This is a genomic window from Oceanobacillus sp. FSL W8-0428 (assembly GCF_038004405.1).
GTDB classification, from domain to species: Bacteria; Bacillota; Bacilli; order Bacillales; family Amphibacillaceae; genus Oceanobacillus; species Oceanobacillus sojae.
The window spans coordinates 1,019,916-1,037,949 of sequence record NZ_JBBORB010000001.1 but is presented as its reverse complement, the minus strand read 5'-3'; the positions used below and the strand labels follow the sequence as shown (position 1 = coordinate 1,037,949).

16 protein-coding genes are annotated in these 18,034 nt (G+C 37.1%); 8 read left to right on the top strand and 8 right to left on the bottom strand.

The features are described 5' to 3' along the window. Window positions 1-150 precede the first annotated feature (150 nt). Window positions 151-1,134, bottom strand: coding sequence for a Gfo/Idh/MocA family protein (locus MKY30_RS04595; RefSeq protein ID WP_339283589.1), 984 nt, complete (start codon window positions 1,132-1,134; stop codon window positions 151-153). 509 nt (window positions 1,135-1,643) lie between these two features. Continuing rightward, entirely contained in the window at window positions 1,644-3,542 is a 1,899-nt protein-coding gene (locus MKY30_RS04590) for a BglG family transcription antiterminator (RefSeq protein WP_339283587.1), read from the bottom strand. Between the two features lie 370 nt (window positions 3,543-3,912). Between MKY30_RS04590 and MKY30_RS04585 the strand changes: the two genes are divergently transcribed. From MKY30_RS04585 to MKY30_RS04550, 8 genes are all read left to right on the top strand, one after another. Continuing rightward, entirely contained in the window at window positions 3,913-4,245 is a 333-nt protein-coding gene (locus tag MKY30_RS04585) for a PTS lactose/cellobiose transporter subunit IIA (RefSeq protein WP_341082912.1), read from the top strand. After that, complete coding sequence (locus MKY30_RS04580; RefSeq protein WP_339286347.1) at window positions 4,245-5,642, top strand: glycoside hydrolase family 1 protein; 1,398 nt, start codon at window positions 4,245-4,247, stop codon at window positions 5,640-5,642. The genes MKY30_RS04585 and MKY30_RS04580 overlap by 1 nt, the downstream gene beginning before the upstream one ends. 4 nt (window positions 5,643-5,646) lie before the next feature. Further along, on the top strand, window positions 5,647-5,949 hold the full coding sequence (locus MKY30_RS04575; RefSeq protein ID WP_339283583.1) for a PTS sugar transporter subunit IIB: 303 nt from the start codon (window positions 5,647-5,649) through the stop codon (window positions 5,947-5,949). After that, on the top strand, window positions 5,946-7,265 hold the full coding sequence (locus MKY30_RS04570; protein ID WP_341082911.1) for a PTS sugar transporter subunit IIC: 1,320 nt from the start codon (window positions 5,946-5,948) through the stop codon (window positions 7,263-7,265). Before MKY30_RS04575 ends, MKY30_RS04570 begins: the two co-directional genes overlap by 4 nt. 145 nt (window positions 7,266-7,410) lie before the next feature. After that, window positions 7,411-8,670 (top strand): NCS2 family permease, encoded by a 1,260-nt coding sequence (locus MKY30_RS04565; RefSeq protein WP_341082910.1) that lies wholly within the window; start codon window positions 7,411-7,413, stop codon window positions 8,668-8,670. Window positions 8,671-8,853: 183 nt separating this feature from the next. Further along, on the top strand, window positions 8,854-9,177 hold the full coding sequence (locus tag MKY30_RS04560) for a PadR family transcriptional regulator (RefSeq protein ID WP_077602564.1): 324 nt from the start codon (window positions 8,854-8,856) through the stop codon (window positions 9,175-9,177). Beyond that, window positions 9,174-10,046, top strand: coding sequence for a permease prefix domain 1-containing protein (locus MKY30_RS04555; RefSeq protein ID WP_147211891.1), 873 nt, complete (start codon window positions 9,174-9,176; stop codon window positions 10,044-10,046). Before MKY30_RS04560 ends, MKY30_RS04555 begins: the two co-directional genes overlap by 4 nt. Window positions 10,047-10,050: 4 nt before the next feature. After that, a complete protein-coding gene (locus MKY30_RS04550) occupies window positions 10,051-11,061 on the top strand; it encodes a TolB family protein (protein WP_341082909.1) in 1,011 nt (336 codons plus the stop codon). Between the two features lie 156 nt (window positions 11,062-11,217). Here MKY30_RS04550 and MKY30_RS04545 read toward each other — a convergent pair whose 3' ends face one another. From MKY30_RS04545 to MKY30_RS04520, 6 genes are all read right to left on the bottom strand, one after another. Continuing rightward, on the bottom strand, window positions 11,218-12,405 hold the full coding sequence (locus tag MKY30_RS04545; protein ID WP_147211889.1) for an amidohydrolase: 1,188 nt from the start codon (window positions 12,403-12,405) through the stop codon (window positions 11,218-11,220). Window positions 12,406-12,430: 25 nt separating this feature from the next. Further along, window positions 12,431-13,288: a PTS system mannose/fructose/sorbose family transporter subunit IID gene (locus MKY30_RS04540; RefSeq protein WP_147211888.1), complete on the bottom strand. Its 858-nt coding sequence runs from the start codon at window positions 13,286-13,288 to the stop codon at window positions 12,431-12,433. A 1-nt stretch (window position 13,289) separates the two neighbouring features. Next, window positions 13,290-14,039, bottom strand: a complete 750-nt coding sequence (locus tag MKY30_RS04535; RefSeq protein ID WP_147211887.1) for a PTS mannose/fructose/sorbose/N-acetylgalactosamine transporter subunit IIC — start codon at window positions 14,037-14,039, stop codon at window positions 13,290-13,292. 27 nt (window positions 14,040-14,066) lie between these two features. Beyond that, window positions 14,067-14,567 carry a PTS sugar transporter subunit IIB gene (locus MKY30_RS04530; RefSeq protein WP_147211886.1) on the bottom strand — a complete coding sequence of 167 codons (501 nt, stop codon included), beginning with the start codon at window positions 14,565-14,567 and terminating at the stop codon, window positions 14,067-14,069. 109 nt (window positions 14,568-14,676) lie between these two features. After that, complete coding sequence (locus MKY30_RS04525; RefSeq protein ID WP_147211885.1) at window positions 14,677-15,090, bottom strand: PTS sugar transporter subunit IIA; 414 nt, start codon at window positions 15,088-15,090, stop codon at window positions 14,677-14,679. A 113-nt stretch (window positions 15,091-15,203) separates the two neighbouring features. Beyond that, window positions 15,204-17,990, bottom strand: coding sequence for a sigma 54-interacting transcriptional regulator (locus tag MKY30_RS04520; RefSeq protein WP_339283576.1), 2,787 nt, complete (start codon window positions 17,988-17,990; stop codon window positions 15,204-15,206). Window positions 17,991-18,034 lie beyond the last annotated feature (44 nt).

Sequence of the window (18,034 nt, the reverse complement as noted above, 5' to 3'; positions counted from 1 at the left end):
TTTTGTCTGGGTCTACTAATGTTTTTCGGAGATTGTCAATATTTAGCGATACTTTCCTCGCCCTGAAGAAACTTTGATTATGATATTTTATTAAAGGTAAAGGCTCCTCTATGAGAGAGGAGCCGAGGAGAGTAGAATTATATAAATCAGCTATTTCTGATCTGCTGGATAATAAATTCCGCCATTTTTTCTAGCTTGTTCGAAGACCTTCATCACCTCATAAGAATAATCTAATAATTCATAGCACCGGGCGAGATTGCTGCTGTTAAATATATCTTTAAAAACTGCTAATTCGTAGATTAACCAGTTACTCTTGGTCTGGCTGTTTATTTCAGTTACTTCATCATCTATATGGGAAATCACTTTTTTACATACATTTGCACCGTCCTGCACATGAACGTACCCATTTTCCCCTTGAATTAACCCAAAATTCATACTGTTCGAATCCTTTGCTCCGACACACTCTGCTATGAAATCAGGGTATTTCATCACTAATACACCGGATGTGTCGATGCCGTTTTCATGTATATTGGCTGTATAGCTTACAGCATCCGGAACACCAAATAAGTTCATCACAAAATGTAAATTATAAATATTAATATCAGCCAGCGCTCCACCGGAAAAAGCGGGATTAAAGACATTTGGATTTTCCCCATCTAACAGTTTATTATAACGGCTTGAATATTGACTGTAGTTACACTGCACGAATTTTAGTTTTCCGAGCTTTTTCACTTCTTCTTTTATGGCTTGATAATTAGGTAAATGAATGTTTGAAATAGCTTCAAAGAGCATTAACTGGTTTTGTTTCGCTAATTCAATCAATGTCTTTGCTTCTTTTGCAGTGGAAGTAAAAGGCTTCTCACAAATAACATGTTTCCCATGATTTAACGCTTGAAAAGCATGTTCAAAATGCAGACTATTTGGGGAAGCAATATAAATAAATTCAATGCTTGGATCGGCAAACATTTGATTTAAATCGGTGTAAATTTTTTCTATTTGATATTTATCTGCTAAAGGTTTTGCCGTCTCCTCTTTGCGGGAATAGACTGCCTCACAGCTTGCCCCTTCTATATCATTTAATGCGGTTAAAAACCAGTCTACAATGAACCCTGAACCAATTGTTCCTATTTTCATTTTGTAACCCTCCTCGTTAAATTACTTGCTTTTGGAAGCTTCTTCAATACTATTACTTAAAATTTCCATCACGGTTAGCACTTCATCATCTTTAATGGGGTTGTCTGTATCGTTCCTGATACTGTCGTACAGCATCTTATACAAAATTTTATAATCGGTTATTTCTGAAATTCTCTTTTAATGGAGAATAGATTTTTGAGTTTTTGGTAATCATTTTCATCATTACTTAAAAAGAAGCTATTTAATGAATTTAAATTTCATTTTATGAAGCAGCAAAGTGACACTTCCTTTTTCAAATTATATATTACAGATTAAAAATTAGGAGTATAAAGATAGCTTGGATACTTAAATGAGTCTGTTTATTTTTTTGGGGGAAATATTTGTACAGTATAGCTGCTATAACAAAAAAGGGGCTAGTCCTAGCTCCTTTTCGTTTAGTAATAGCTATTTGTTCATACTTTAAGAAATTACTTCGCTAATTAATCATTTACTTATAAGCAGTAATTATATTACCTGATTAGCTCAGCAAAGGATTCAAAGTCCCTGGCTTGTAATATTTTTTTCACCTTTTTAGGATTGTCCAGCATATCAATAATCTCTCTAAACAAACTGTCCATCAGTTCTCTCTTATCATTTGCGAGAGCAAATAACAGAACCAGCTGCACTTTTTGATTATTCCACTGAATCGGCTGACTCAGTGTACAAACCGCAATAATTGTTTTACTGGCCACTTTCTCAATAGGATGCGGCAATGCAATTAAATTTCCATAGGCAGTGGATGAGATTGCTTCCCGGGCTAAAATTAGTTCGTTATATTTTGGCGGCACGATTCCTTGTTCCTCTAGTTCAGATGAGAGAAATGCAATCACTTCATCCGATGTTTGTTTTGTTATGTCTGGAAAGAATAAATTTTCACTAAAGTATGATGCGACATTCTGGTTATTTAAATTTTCTTCTTTTGGCTGAAGATACGCGTCAATTTTTTCTATTTCTTTTTCAGACAGAAATGGTGTCACTTCCAACGTAGAAAAAGGAAAATCTTCAGGAACCCTTGCTGTTGTAAGAACAAGGTCAGGGTTGAATTGGGCAATCGCATCCCAGCTGTCGGAAAGAGAGAATAATTCCAATTGGCCAATTTTTTCCCCATAAATATTTTCCAGTTTTGCCTTCAATAATCGGCTGGTTGTAAAGCCTGTTGGACAAATAATGGCAATCCTGTTACTCGTTTGTCTTTCCTTTGCCAGACGTTCAAAGGCAATACACAGGTGCAATGTCAACAAACCAATTTCATCTTCATTTAATTTTTGTTTTGTTTTTAATTCATATTGCAGCCCCATAAATATACCCATATCATAAATTAACGGAAATTTTCTTTGCGTTTCCATTAAAACAGGATTATGGATTTCAACTCCGCGTTGATTACGGTTGTAAAGTGATTTCAAATGCATGGAAAGATCAATGTGTAATTTTTCGTCCTCACTTAAATCGATTAAGAATTTATTACTGAGAGATTCAATTAATTCCTTTGCCAGCTCTGTAAAGCGGCTGTCTATCTTTCTTTTATGCTCTTTTAAAGTATCGTTATAATAGCTTTTCTTTCCGCCAATTAATATGGCAATATATTTAACCTCCGGCAGAGGGACGATTATGCCGTATAAATCCCCCAGTTTATTGCAAATTTTTTTAGAGGCGGCCAACTCTTCTTTGGAACTGATATAATCAACTTCTGTTGAAGGGATTGTCTGTTCATTCCGGATGATGGTATCGAGTATAATTGCAACATGAATAACCATGTTAATCATGGATAAGTCATTTAAATATATTTTGTATTCAGAGAGCACCTCAGAGAGGATATGCTTAATATCTTTTAGATTTATTTCGTTAAAATGATTTTCAAGCTCATAAATATCAAATAAATCTTCTTTTATTTCATTGAATATCAGTTTCGACCAGAGTGTTCTTTTAGCCCGTGTGCTTCCTTCAAGTAAAATGCCATTTTCTACTCTTACCAGTTTTACTTTACTTTCTGTATTTGTAATAAAATCTTTTAGCCGATATAAGTCTTTTTCAATTGTGGACTCGCTTACAAATAATTCATCCGCTAAATCAAATATATTTTGCTGTTCAGAGACATGAAGGAGTCTTTTTAAAATATATACCATGCGATCATATGCGCTTTCAGGAAATTCATTCTTTTTTTCTAAATTCTGCACTGCTTCGGATAATTCCTCTACACGGTACCCGTAAGTTTTAGAAGAACTTATTTTAAACCCAGTCAACTGCAGGGTTTGAATATCATTACGTATCGTACGTGAGCTTACATTTAAGTAAGCTGCTAATTGATTTCCTTTTACCCAATCATTGTGATTGATAAGATATTGTACCAGTTTCGTTTGCCGCTTGTTCATAGTGTCCTCCCTTATCATTAAAAAATGATTTATACACCAATTATTTGTAGAGAATATTGACTATAGAGAGAGGAGTCTTTTGTATTTACATTTCTTATATTTAATCATAATCACTCTTATTTTGAAAATCAATACATTAATCAATCTAGTCTTATAATTCCTCTTTAAAAGAGAATCATCCATTTAATTAATTATCATTCAGCTGAGGAAACTGTCATGGAAAACGTATCTATGGCTTAACCGGCATCCGGTTTCCTATCCGGGTGTGTCATGCTTTTCCTAACTGGATAGGCAAATAATTATTTCACTGCGAATACCTATTGGAGCTATGATAGACTACGTAGAGAACAGATAGAGAGGTGTCATCACGATGAGTTTAAGAGAAGGAACAGAAGCAGTTTCTTTTGGATTGATCCTGCACAGCGGCAATGCTCGCAGTTATGGAATGGAAGCAATTTCGTTTGCGAAATCTGGAGAATGGGATAAAGCAGAAGAATGCGTTGAAAAGGGAAAAGAGGAGTTACTCCTTGCCCAAAAAAAACATGCAGACATGATTCAAAAGGAAGCAGGAGGGGACAAAACAGAAATGTCCCTGTTATTAATGCACAGTGAAGATCATTTTATGATGGGACAACTTACAATTGATTTGGCTAATGAGGTCATAGATATCTATAAAAAATTAGAAGGTGAGGTAAAAAAATGATTAATAAAGATTTTTTATGGGGAACAGCGACGGCATCCTATCAATGCGAAGGAGGATGGAATGAAGGAGGACGAGTACCTTCCTTATGGGACGTATACTTGCATGAAAATAATTTGGAGAATGGAAATGATGCGTCTGATCATTACCATAAATACAAAGAAGATATTCGCTTAATGAAGGAAGGCGGGCATAAAGCTTACCGTTTTTCGATTGCCTGGCCCAGAATCATCAAAAATGATCAGGGTGAAGTGAATCCGGAAGGGGTTCAGTTTTATCATAATATTATTGATGAATGTTTGAAAAATGGGATTGAGCCGTTTGTAACACTATTTCACTGGGATCTGCCTCAATATCTGGAAGACAAAGGCGGATGGGCTGAACGTGAAATCTGTGATGCTTATGTAGAATATGCGAAGGTCTGCTTCGAGGAATATGGAGACAAAGTAACCTACTGGTCTACCTTTAATGAACCGAGATACTATGTCTTCAGCGGCTATAAAATAGGGAATTATCCTCCTGGGATAGACGATACGCAAAAAACGATTCAGGCTTCTTTCTATATGATGCTTGCCAATGCTTTAACAGTAAAATTATTTAGAGAGATGAAAATGAAAGGTCAAATTGGAATCGTTCACAGCTATGCTCCTATTTTTGGTGTGGATGACAGTCTGGAAACAAAAATTGCGATGCGGAAAGCAGATAACTATTTTAATAATTGGATTTTAGACACGGCCATTAAAGGTGAGATTCCGATTGATATGCTGGGTATGCTGAATGAAAAGTATGATTTAAGCTTTATGAAAGAAGCGGATTTTGAAGCTATAAAGCATAATACCGTTGATTTTGCCGGGTTGAACTATTATGCAAGAGCGCTTATCAAGCCATATACCGGCGGAGAGAGTATCTTACGCATTAATAATAAAGGATCAGAAGCAAAAGGATCCAGCAAAGTGGTTGTAAAAGGCTGGTTTGAACAGGTGTTTGACAACCCGGATTCCACTTATACCGAATGGGATACAGAAATTTATCCACAAGGCTTATATCATGGAATTATGCGGGCATATGAAAAATACAAGGTGCCAATCTTTATTACGGAAAATGGTGTTGCTTTCTATGAAGATGTGCCAAATGAGAAATCCGTTGATGATCAAGGCCGTATACATTTCTTAAATGCACATATTAACGCTATTCTAAATGCTATTGATGACGGAGCAGAGGTATTGGGGTATTTTATCTGGTCAACGATGGATCTTTATTCCTGGAAGAATGGCCATGAAAAACGCTACGGATTAGTTGGAGTAGATTTTGAAAACAACTTTGAAAGAAAGCCTAAATCATCCTACTACTGGTATAAAAAAGTTTGTGAGTCCAATGGGGCTGCTATCGAGAGGAGTTAATACAATGTTAAATATATTAATCGTTTGTAATGCGGGGATGTCTTCAGGAATATTGGCACGTAAAATGGAAGACTCTTCTAAAGGAGAAGCGGTTGTAAAAGCTGTCGGAGTTAGTGAATATCAGGATAAATTGGAAAATGTGGATGTTATTCTGGTTGGACCGCAAATTCGATTTCAATTAAACGAAATTCAGGAAAATGCAGAACTGCCTGCTATGACAATTGATTTAGCAAAATACGGTATCATGGATGCGGAAGGAATATTAAGAGATGCGCTGCAATTTTATGAAGGAGAGAAATCATCATGAGTAAATTTAACTCTGTGACAGCGTTGATGGAAAATAAAGTAATGCCCGTTGCTAATAGATTAGGACAGCAACGGCATTTGTCCTCAATCCGTGATGCTTTTATCAGTCTTCTTCCTATTACACTGGCAGGAGGGCTTGTAGCAATCGTAAGTTCTCCTCCAGTGACGGAGGAAACAACGAATGGCTTCCTGCTTGCATGGGAAAACTTTGCATTAAACAATGCAACTGTTCTGAATTGGGTGTTTTCATTCACATTGGGTGCGATGGCTTTATACGTTTGTATAGGGATTACTCATTTTCTTTGCCGTTTCTATAAAATTAATTCTTTTATCCCTATTTTATTCTCGACCATGGGCTTTTTCCTATTAGTTACACAACCCCAGGAATTGGGCTGGGAAACAAAAACTTTAGAGTTCAGCTTTATCGATGGGAAAGGGCTGTTACCTGCCATCCTGATAGCAATTGGAACGACAGAGTTATATCGGATTATGAAGCAAAAAGAATTCGGTAAAATCAAAATGCCTCCAAGTGTCCCAGCCAGTTTAAGCGATGTATTTGCATCTTTGATTCCAGGAATGATTATTATTGCATGTTTTCTGGTTGTTTTTAGTGTGTTTCATTCTTTTGATACTACTTTAGGAAGAGCTTTGTTTGATGTATTATCACCAACTTTTAAGTCGGCGGATAGTCTAGGTTTTGTTATTTTTATAACGGCATTAACGCATTTATTTTGGTTTTTTGGTATTCATGATGCCGCACTTGCTGGGGTCATGGGGCCGATTCGTGACGGGAATTTATCTATCAACGCTGCTGCACAGATGGCGGGAGAACAGCTGCCAAATATATTTACGACCTCCTTTTGGACATACTTTACTGTGATTGGAGGTTGCGGTTCTGTTATCGGATTAGCAATTTTATTGCTATTTTTAGCTAAATCAAAACAATTAAAAAATGTAGGCAAGGTTGGAATTGTACCAGCATTTTTTGGGATTTCTGAACCATTGATTTTTGGAATACCGTTGATGTTGAATCCAATGTTTCTTATTCCTTTCTTATTAACCTCTACATTGAATGCTGCAATTAGTTATATTTGTATGTCTATAGGGCTGATAGAGAAGACTTTTTCAATGTTATCGTGGAATATGCCACCCTTCTTAGGTGCTTTCTTTTCAACATTAGATTGGAAAGCCTTTGTCTTGGTTATTTTACTTATTATTGTTGATGCACTTCTCTACTACCCATTTGTGAAAGCGTATGATCGTCAGCTTACGAAAAAAGAGTTGGAGAGCATGGCTGAAACAGATGCAAAGTCCTGATATCAAACTGTAAACCACCAATAATAAACTGCTCAAACAGTTTATTATTGGTGGTTTTTCAGGGTATACTAAATAATGAAGTTTGTGGATAAAGTGATTATGCTTTGTCGGGTGGGAGAGGGATATGAATTTATAGAGGTTTGTAATGCAGCAAAATAATGAATTAAAAAAAGACATTGTTGCAGGAATAATCGGCTATCTGACAATGGTTTATATTGTTGTCGTGAACGGTTCTATTTTAAATGAGGCAGGTCTTTCTTTGGAAGCTGGTATGATTGCGACGATATTGGCGAGCTTTGCAGGAACAATGCTTATGGGGTTTTTGGGGAAACTTCCTCTTATCCTGATACCTGGTATGGGGATAAATGCTTTATTCGCCTATTCCATTATTGGAAATAATGGGTTCAGCTTTAATGAGGGTCTGGCTGTAGTTTGGATGGCAGGAATTTTATTTATGCTGACAGCATTTACAAAAATGGGAGTCGTTTTAAGAGAAGCTATTCCAGAATCCTTAAAACATGGGATAACAATCGGGCTAGGCTTTTTTCTCATCCTGATCGGTGTAGAAAAAAGCGGGATTATAACTGCAGGTGAGCAATCTGTCATTGCTATAGGGGATTTTACCTCACCAAGCGTTATCGCCGGGATAATCACTTTATTTATTGCCATTTACTTATTTGTAAAAGGGGTGCCCGCGAATTTCCTTCTTACCATGATTATTGGGACTGTTATTGCCGTGTTGTTCGGAGTATCGACAGAAGAAGCAGCTTCGGTTCATTTCAAGTTTAGTGAAATGCTGTTTATGCCATCATTTTCAGCCGCTGCTGAAATATCCTTTTGGGTTTCTGTGTTTTCACTGGCATTGATTCTGATATTTGAGAATATGGGTATTTTATCGAGCCAGTTAGATATGCTGAAGAAAACAGAGGCTTATAGCAGGTCTTATCGTATCACAGCAACATCCGCTCTGTTATCCGGTATATTCGGGACATCACCTACTGTATCAGGAGCAGAAAACGCTGCGGTTATTGCTTCTGGCGGACGTACGGGCAAAGCGGCCATAACAGCAGGAATATTATTCTTAGCTACTATTTTTATTATTCCTTGGATATCAATGGTTCCGGCAACTGCAATCAGTCCGATATTAATCATCGTTGGTTTTCTAATGGCCCAAAATATTAAATACTTGCCCTGGGAGCAATTTGCTGAATGTATACCTGCACTGTTGATTATTGTAATGATTCCATTTACATATAGCATCGGCGACGGTATGGCATTTGGATTTATTGCATATCCCATTGTTAAAATAGCTTTGGGAAAACGAAAAGAAATATCTATACCGCTGCTTACTGTATCTATGCTGTTCTTTATAGAATTTGTATTGAAGGTAATTGGTGTATCGTGAAAAGAAACCGGACAAACTCTGTCCGGTTTTTTTGTTCAAAGAAATTAAGTGAAAATGCTGAAGGTAGCCGATCTAACGGATCTCATGGAAATTGTAATAGTCTCCTCCTTCCAAATATTTCACTCTCTTACATTGCATTACGATGTACATCGTATTACAATGATGGAAAGAGGTGATATCAAAATGGACCGGGAAATAATGAAGGGCAGTATTGATATTTTGTTGTTAAACCTGCTATCCGAAAAGGATATGTACGGTTACGAAATGGTAAAGGTACTGAAAGATAAAAGTGATCAGCTGTACAACATGGGAGAAGGTACACTTTATCCTGCTTTAAAGCGAATGGAGAAAAAGCAGTGGCTTCATTCTTATTGGTCAGAAGTGGAGCAGGGCAGAAGGAAGTATTACCAGATAACAGATGAAGGCAGCGCTATTTTAGAAAAAAAACTGGAGGAATGGAATAGTATTCATAAATTAATCACGAAAACGTCTGGAGATTTATCATGAACCGGATTGAAAAGTACGTAGAAGAGGTCTTGATACAAATGCAAAGCACAGAATGCGAACGTGAGGAAATAAGGGAAGAGCTGCTCAGTCATTTACACGAGGCGAAAAGTGATTATATCAGCGAGGGCCTCTCTGAAAAGCAGGCAGAGAAAAAAGTAATAGCAGCGTTTGGGGAATCGAATCGGATAGGACAAGAGCTGCAGGAATCGATGTATCCATTTCAACGGGGATTATTGTACTTAATAGGTATCTGCACTATTGTATTCGGAGTTCTTTTTTATTTGCATCTTTCCTTTGTTATTCATGAACCATCTCCAGTCTGGCTGGTTGTTCAATTGCTGTCAGGCACTATCGTTACGTTGGCAGCCATTAATATTTCAATTGTCGGGCGCTATTTTTATTTACTTAATGCTCTGCTTTTAATCAATATTATCTGGAATGGCATCAATATAGTGTCAATGCAAGGTTTATCACAGTGGCAGGCTATACTTTTCAGTGCTTATTTGCTTATTCTGGTTGGGATGGGTTTCGTATTTGTTTTTCGAAATTCTTATTATTCCACCAGCCGGATAGATGGTAAACACCAAAAACAGGGGCTTGTGAAGTTTAGTTATATTATGAATCTGTTGTATGGAGTTATTGTTATTATTTTGAGCTTGTTCTTTCTATGGTCATTTCTTTTCTTCGGCGGCATAGGTATAGATGCCTTTATTACGCTGATTCCAATTCTTATCTGGTTGATTTTTTATAAATTCCAAATGAATTTTATCGCAAAAAAGCCGGCTTTATCTCTGGCGACAGGTTTATTGGTTTCTGTAGCGGCTCTTGTATTGGCCTTTATCATTCTGAGATTTTCTAACGGAGGGTGAAATAATGTCACTAACAATAAAAAATATAAGCTTCATCGCTGTTATAATCCTGTTATTTCTCATTTTATGGGGGACGGGATATTTAGCAGGAGGTCCGGAAGGTTACACCGGTTTCGGTGAGTCTGCAGATATTTCACCGGATGATGAAGAGATTACCTTCGTTTATGCACATAAAGGTGAATCCGCAATTTATACAGCACTTGTCAGCGGTGGAAATGCAGAGCTGGTAACGAAAGCGGATGAAGGGAACTACCTTCTTAATCCAACGTTCTCCCCGGATGGTGAGAAAATTGCCTATGTAGAGCAATGGGAAACAGAGGAGGAACACCCGCTTGGAAAACTAATGCTCCTCAATCGTGCAAATGGAGAGGTAAAAGAACTGACAGACGAGGAAGGATTAGTGACAGAGGCAGCTTTTTCACCAGATGGGCAGTCTTTATATTTTTTAAAAGCAGGTGTGTACACAAATTACTCGCCAATTGCGTCAGAGCAGCCTCATGATTTCGATATTCACCGCATTGATTTGAATACAGAAGAGATTGAGCAGATCACAGACGAAGCGGCTTATGATATGTCTGACTTAGATTCAACGCCAGATGGAGAAGCATTAATGTATCGAAGCTATGATGGGGGAGATCAGCTAGTGTTTTATAATCTTGAAGATGGATACGAAACAACTGTTACACCAATAGGGGATTTTGCTACCGGTGTACCCATGATATATTCCCCTGTGTTGTCATCGGACGGGAATTATATCGCTTTCTCTGACGTAGCCAGAACAAGTGAAAATGGCACCTATATTTACGAAGGATATCGAATGGACTTAGAGTCGAAGCAGGCAGAGCAGATTACATCATTTGGTGAGCATGTTACAAAACCAGTCTTTTTTAATCATCAGGATAAACTGATTGTCACAGTAGATAAGGCGTTTGCTACTTCTGAGCCGGACTACAGCTATTGGGTGATTAATGCAGATGGTGAAGGACGGGAGCGTATTCAGATAGAGATTCCTTAAACGGAGGTTTTTGTATGGATGATTGGCTTTCTATCATTGTAGCCGGTGTTCTTATAGTTGTGGTGATAGTTATTTTGACTTAATAATACTTTTTTAGCCACCCTTAAGAATGAGGGTGGCTATTTTAACTGAAGAGATAATTATAGGGTTAATCCATTACTCATCCTTCATCCGTTCTTTTAATTCTTCTTTTGCCTTGTTCACAATTTCAGGGTTCATAAATAACTCCATTGCCGTTCTTGCCATTGCTTTACTGCTTACCTGTATACAGCGTTTCCCGGCAGGAGAATCAGCTAAATCTCTAAACTGTTCTGTATGGTTTGAAATTTTATAGTCAGGAAAAATGGTCACATAAGGATTACAAATAGGGATAACCCTTGATACGTTTCCAAGATCCTCACCGCCATAATCAAAAGGCATTCCATCCATGACAGGTTCATCAATATCAATGAGTTCTTTTCTGCAAACTTCGGACAATATTTCATTAGGAACTCTGCCTAAGTAGCCTGGTTTAATCTTGATATTTACTTTACACCCAGTAGCAAGTGCTGCTCCTTCTGCGCAATTACGGACTCTTTCTGTATAATCCTCTAAATCCTTTGCTTTAAAACAGCTCAATGATGCTTTAATAGAAACAAAGTCAGGAATTTGACCAGTGCTCTTTCCGCCATCTTCAATAATGCCTGATAAGCGGAGATCAGAATTACAATGCTGTCTCATCAGTCCGGTCGCTACAAAATATAAGTTGGCCGCGTTCAAAGCATTAATCCCTTTAGCAGGATGGGAAGAAGCATGAGCTGACTTCCCTTCAAACTCAATCCGGATAGAATTGGAGGACATGCATTCTCCCGCTAATCTGGTTGTATCGCTGGTGGGGTGCATAAACACGATTGCATCAATACCATCAAAAGCATTTTGCTCCAGCAGTTTTATTTTCCCACCGCCGGATTCTTCTGCAGGCGTACCCATGACGATAAATGTACCGGCAATTTCATTGTCTTCCATAAATTTTTTTGTTTCTAATGCAGTACCTAAAGCAGAGGTGCAAATTAAGTTGTGGCCGCATGCATGGCCGATTTCTGGCAAGGCATCATATTCTGACACAACAGCCAGAGTTAAATCACCAGGCTTATGTTGAAAAGTAGCTTTATAAGCAGTTTCCAGGCCGCCCAGATTTCTTTCTACTTCAAAACCATTTTCCTCCAAAAATTCACATTGTACACGACAAGCTTCTTTTTCTTCAAATGCAAGCTCTGGACGTGCATGTATATATTGAGCCATATCCCAGAGCTCTTCTAATCTGGAATCTAAATAAGAATCGTAGCTTTTTTTATCAATAACCATGTAAAAACTCCTTTATATAGATAGTTTATGAGCTTGAAAGTATCCCGAAGAACCCAGTAACCAATGAAATAACAATCAGCATAATAATTAATTTATTATAATTTTGCCCTTTATATTTAAAGTAGAAATAAATTGAGAAAACTGCACAGAGCGGTAATACCCCTGCTAGAATTTGATCTAAAATATCCTGTAAGACAATTGGATCGGAATCCATAACGGAAAATTGGATAGGAGTAGAAATTTTGATATAGGTTGATGATAATGCTCCCATCATGAACAGTCCCAGAATACTGGCACTCGTAATAATATTATTAATTAAACCTGTTTGCATCAGCTTCATAACAGATTCTTTACCTAATAGATATCCGGATTTCAACATTCCAAATCCAATAAGAACAATCGCCATCGGAAAGAGGAAAGGAATGAGTCCCCCGACAAAAACTCCATTTAACGCAAGGGAACAGGCTAATGCCAGAATAATAGGTTTCAGCGTCCCCCAGATTAATGTATCGCCAATACCTGCAATAGGACCCATTAAACCCGTTTTGAAGCCTGTTACAACTTCTTCTGTAATTTCGTTTCCTTTTGCTTTTTCTTCTTCCATAGATAAAGTAACACCATGAATCATAGAGCCGAATGTTCCTTCTGAATTATAAAACTGTATATGTCTTTTTAGAGCTTCCCGATAGCCTTCATCATCTCCTTTGTATAATTTCCGGAGGCTGCCGGATAAAGCAAAGCAAAAGGATAAGGCTTGTAATCGTTCATAAGAGTTACTTACTTCAACCGCCGAATACCAGCGTGCAAATGTTTTAAATAAATCTTTATTCGATAAAGCTCTTTTTTCAGCTTCCTTAATTGGATCTGCAGGCTTTGAAGTCATTCTAGCTCAACTCCTTTTTTTGATTGATAGAATTAAAGAGAACGATAGCTGCTACACAGGTACCGAATACAGCGGCTGCCATTGTATTTATTCCCAGATAAGCTACCGCAAAAAAGCCGATGAAAAAGTAGGGCATAAGCTCTCTTTTTCCAATAATTAAGAGGATAATGGCAAACCCGAGTGCAGGAAGAATACCGCCTGCTACACTAAATCCATCAATGATTCCCTGTGGCATAGCGTCCATGATAAAGGTAACCGTATCTGCGCCGACCAGTGTGATAATAAATACAGGTATAAAAGTAATAAAAAAGAGCAAGATTGTTGGATAAGTAATCGCACAGTTGAAAATTCCTCTCTGATTTAAATTTTCAGCATGTTTTTCGGCTTGAGAAATCCAGTAAGAGTTTGAAATCCTTCTTATCTGGTCTAAAAACACGCCGAGTACACCAAAGGGAACTGCAAGTCCAACAGCAAGTTCTGTCGATAAGTCGGTCTGTAATGCAATTGGAATAGCGATAATTCCTGCAAGTGACTGGTCAGCAGGCATATTTCCGCCTGTATTGATAATACCGATATAAATCAACTGTATCGTAGCCCCGATAATTAATCCTTCTGTCAGCTTTCCATATACCAGACCCAGAATCAATCCATAAAAAAGTGGAGATCCTGTTGCAGTTGATAAGCCATATCCGATTCGGCTTGTACCGATAAAGTATAAAAAACCGCATAATATAGAAACCAATAAATTCATTTGGACAGCTCCTTTCTTATAGGATGTCTATTTTTTAATAGATTGAAATTTTTCTAAAGCCTTTTTAATTTCCATTTTCGGTTCATCGGGTACTTGATGCAGGTAAATGTTACAGCCTTCCTCGTCTAATTCCTTTAACATAACGGAATCCTCTTCATTTAATGTGATAGGACCAAAAACTGCAACCCTTCCAGGTCCTGCTCCCAATCCACCAATTTGGATATCCTTAATAGGCAGGCCTTTCTGGATAGAACGGTAGACTGTTTCAATATCCTTGAAAAGGACAAATAAGTTACCGCTGCCCATTTGGTCCTTGTTCCATAAATCGATAGCAGTGTCTACAGAAAAGACATCTACTGCAATGCTTGGCGGTGCTGCCATTACATAAATATTTTTCATAAAGTCGTCTGCAGCTAAAACATCATTGATGATTACTATACGGTTTGCAGATGTTTGTCTGAGCCATTTCGTAATTACCTGCCCATGAATTAATCTGAAATCAACACGCACTAATTGAATTTCTGCCATTTTTATTTCCCCCTAAAGTTTATTTTTGATTGGCAATCCTAAGTAATTTAAAAAATATTATTTTCTGCATTTAAGTAAGCGATTACAATTAAAGGTAAAAAAGTTTCTTTTAATTTTTAAGGTCAGGCAGCCGCAGGTGCTGGCAGCTTAATAAAGCAGCTTCTCTTATTTGTGCCACGCTTTCTGCTGTAAAGGGCTGCTTTTGCCGCATAATAGCTTCCATTAACATCATGGAGTTCAATCCGGATAAAATATTTATTTGATAGTCTTTACTGAATGTTAATGCGATATTAGAGGTTGTCCCTCCAGCAATATCAGTAAGAATAAGCGAATCAGCAGGCATTTTCGTTACCTTTTCTTTTACCTTTTGGAGAAAGGTTTCTGTAGTATCAGATGGTTCTAAAGCTACCTCACTGACGCCGTGTATTTCTCCAATGATCATGGTCAGTTTTTCCTTCAGCGTCATTCCCCAGCCGCCATGTGTTAATAGTAAAATCTCGTATGTTTTTGGCCTTTCTACCATTCATTTCACCTCCTTGCCAATTTATTAGCAAAAATCATGCCAATAATCTGTCGTATTTTTAAATTCCATAAAAAAACTGCCAGATAATAGCTGGCAGCATAGATTTTATAGAGTTAATAAAATAAAACCTCATAGATATATTTTATTTCAATAGCAGGAAATTTTATATCATATGACAGTTCAATTGGACGCAGTGACAGTTTGATGACACTTATTTCTTTTTGGTTATCCAAAGAACCTGGATCGAAGTTTTTCGATTTAAGAATAGTACTATCATCTGATACGAGTCTTTCTACTGTACAACAGCAATGAATTAAGAAACGCAGCATAATAAGCATGGAAGGCTGTATATCCAATTGCCTGCAAATGTGTTCATACACTGATTTCATTTCTATTAACAGTTTTTGAGGATTTAGAACATCGATGTAATTAGCGATAGCCTCTAAGGATACATTTTGGATATAATTAGATGAAATTTCTTCCTGAATAACTTTGCTCGACTTACTATCCATATTATATCCAAGTACAACCATTAAATTTTCAATTCCTTTTTCGGAAAAAAGGATATCCAATGGAATAAAAGGCACATCGAGAAGATCTGTTTCAAAGGTGCCGATCATTGCCAATGGGTATTCATGCTCTTCCAAATAACTGGATAGTTTATCAATGCTTTTTGTTTCTTCATAGCTTAAGGTCAGTAATCGCAGATTTGAAGGCAAATAATCTCCAAAGGTACCCTGTAATAAATTTCTAATTTTTATTGCTGCCCCAATGCCTGTGGCACAGGTTATGATAATGACCTGACTATCGTAGGACAGCTCTTTTTGATAGAGAACGACCTTTAAATCCCTGTCATGCATGGCTGAGAGCAGATAATTAAAATCAGTAGATTCATACATGATGACATTCATCAGCTCAATGATAGACAATAGATTAATGTCTTTAATCATCAAAACATCGATTTGAAATTCTTTGGATATAATATTGCCAAAATACATCGGAGAACCGACGTCAACGAGAAGCACCAGTTTTTTTATGTTTTGTTTATCCACTAATTGCTTAAGAAGATTCAGTGTTTCATTTACAGGCTGTTCAAAAGGAATATCAATTGCCTGGATAACATTTTTCTGGAACAGTTTATTTGTATAACCAGCTAAACTGGAGGCTGTGGATTCGCCATGAGCGATAATAATAATGTCATTATCATATTTCCTTTCAGTCGTATTGTCTTCATGTAATAACCTTTGTAAAAATAAAGACATAAATGATAATTCCACCGGTGGACAGTTTAGTTGAAAGGTTTCCTCTATATGTGTACATATATTTTTTACCTCCTCAAAATAATCAAGCTTATTAATAACGAGCCCTTTATCAAACAAGAATAAGCTGTCTGCCGGTGTATTCTTTACAATAGAAATAAGAGAATAAATATGGTTGATTAAGATATTTTTCTTTAGCTTTGTAAAAGACAGCTGCAATGACTTTTCAATATGTGAGACAACATTATCTATTTTATAATGCATCGGGTTGTCGTACTCTAGGATTCTGGCTACGTTTTTCTGTTGAAACGTATAGTCAAAATGAGATTGAATTTTCTCCCGTAAAAATGCTGAAATATCCTGATGAGACAGGTTACTGCTTTGTAATTCTTTATATTCCTTGAGCAATAATGAGTAGAAAGGGTCTAATTGCTTGCTTGATTTCGGCAGCTGTAATAATGAGTCTGCCGGGATAGAAGGGTCCCCGGGAATAAAAAAGATTTCTTCCCGTTGTTCGTCAGCATCTGCTGATGCAGGGAGAAGTTTTTTATCTTCTATTAAATTATAATCAATAGAGATGGTTTTTAGATTTTTGGTCATACTGTGCAGGTACCCTTCTGCACAAATCAATTGAATATCACTTTTCATCTGACCGACATTCCCCGGGTAATTCTGATTGGCAATAAATTTTAAGATTTCTTCAGAAACCTTTAATGACTTCTTTATTTGATTACTTTCTTGCTGGAAGAAGGACAGTGCTAATTCCAACCTTTCTTTTTCTGTCCGTTCAGCAAGAGAAGGAATCTGTGCAACTACTTGGATCCTGCGCAAGAAAGTCTGCAGCAGAGCAGATTGGACATCTTCCGTTGTTGCGCAGATAATGCGTATATTTACTGGATGATAGAGAGATTCGCCCATTCGTGAGTAGCTTCTGCGATCTAAAACAGTAAACAATTTCTCCTGCCCTTCAGATGTTAATCGATGTACTTCATCCAGAAAAAGGAATCCATTATTTGCCTTCTCAATCAATCCTGCTTTATCAGCGTCAGCTCCAGTAAAAGCTCCCTTTACATGGCCAAATAAATGAGAAGTAAGCAGCTCTGGATTGCTATGGTATTCGGAGCAATTAAAATAGATAAAAGGGATCGATTGCTGCTGATAGCTTTCCATATATTTATGAACAGTTTCTGCAACTTTATTTTTCCCCACACCGGCTTCACCTGTGAGTAATACATTTAAGCCAAACGGCGGATAGAGCATCGCTGCTTTGAGCTTGGCAATAACCTTCTCCATACTTTCATTACTGCCAATAATTTCATTGAAAATATGATTACTATTATCACCTAGAGAATATTTCACTGTATCTACCTGATTTTCCGATGACTTAAAGTAGTCTTTTATTTTTAAATACTGATCAGATGGAACCTCTATTTTCTGCCCGGATCGATACTCTAATATTTGAAGGTCAAAAAAGTATACAGGGCGGCTCTTTATTTTGATTGCCCGTCCTTCTTTAACCAGTTCATTTAAATCTTCACTGACAGAGTTTCTGGCAATTTGCAAGCTTTCACTAAGTTCTTTTGCTGTGAATCCTGAAAAGGATCCTTCTATTAATTCACTTTTGGATATACTTTTTGACATTCTTTTAAGCTCTCTAGCCACTCTATCTATTCTGCGCATATACG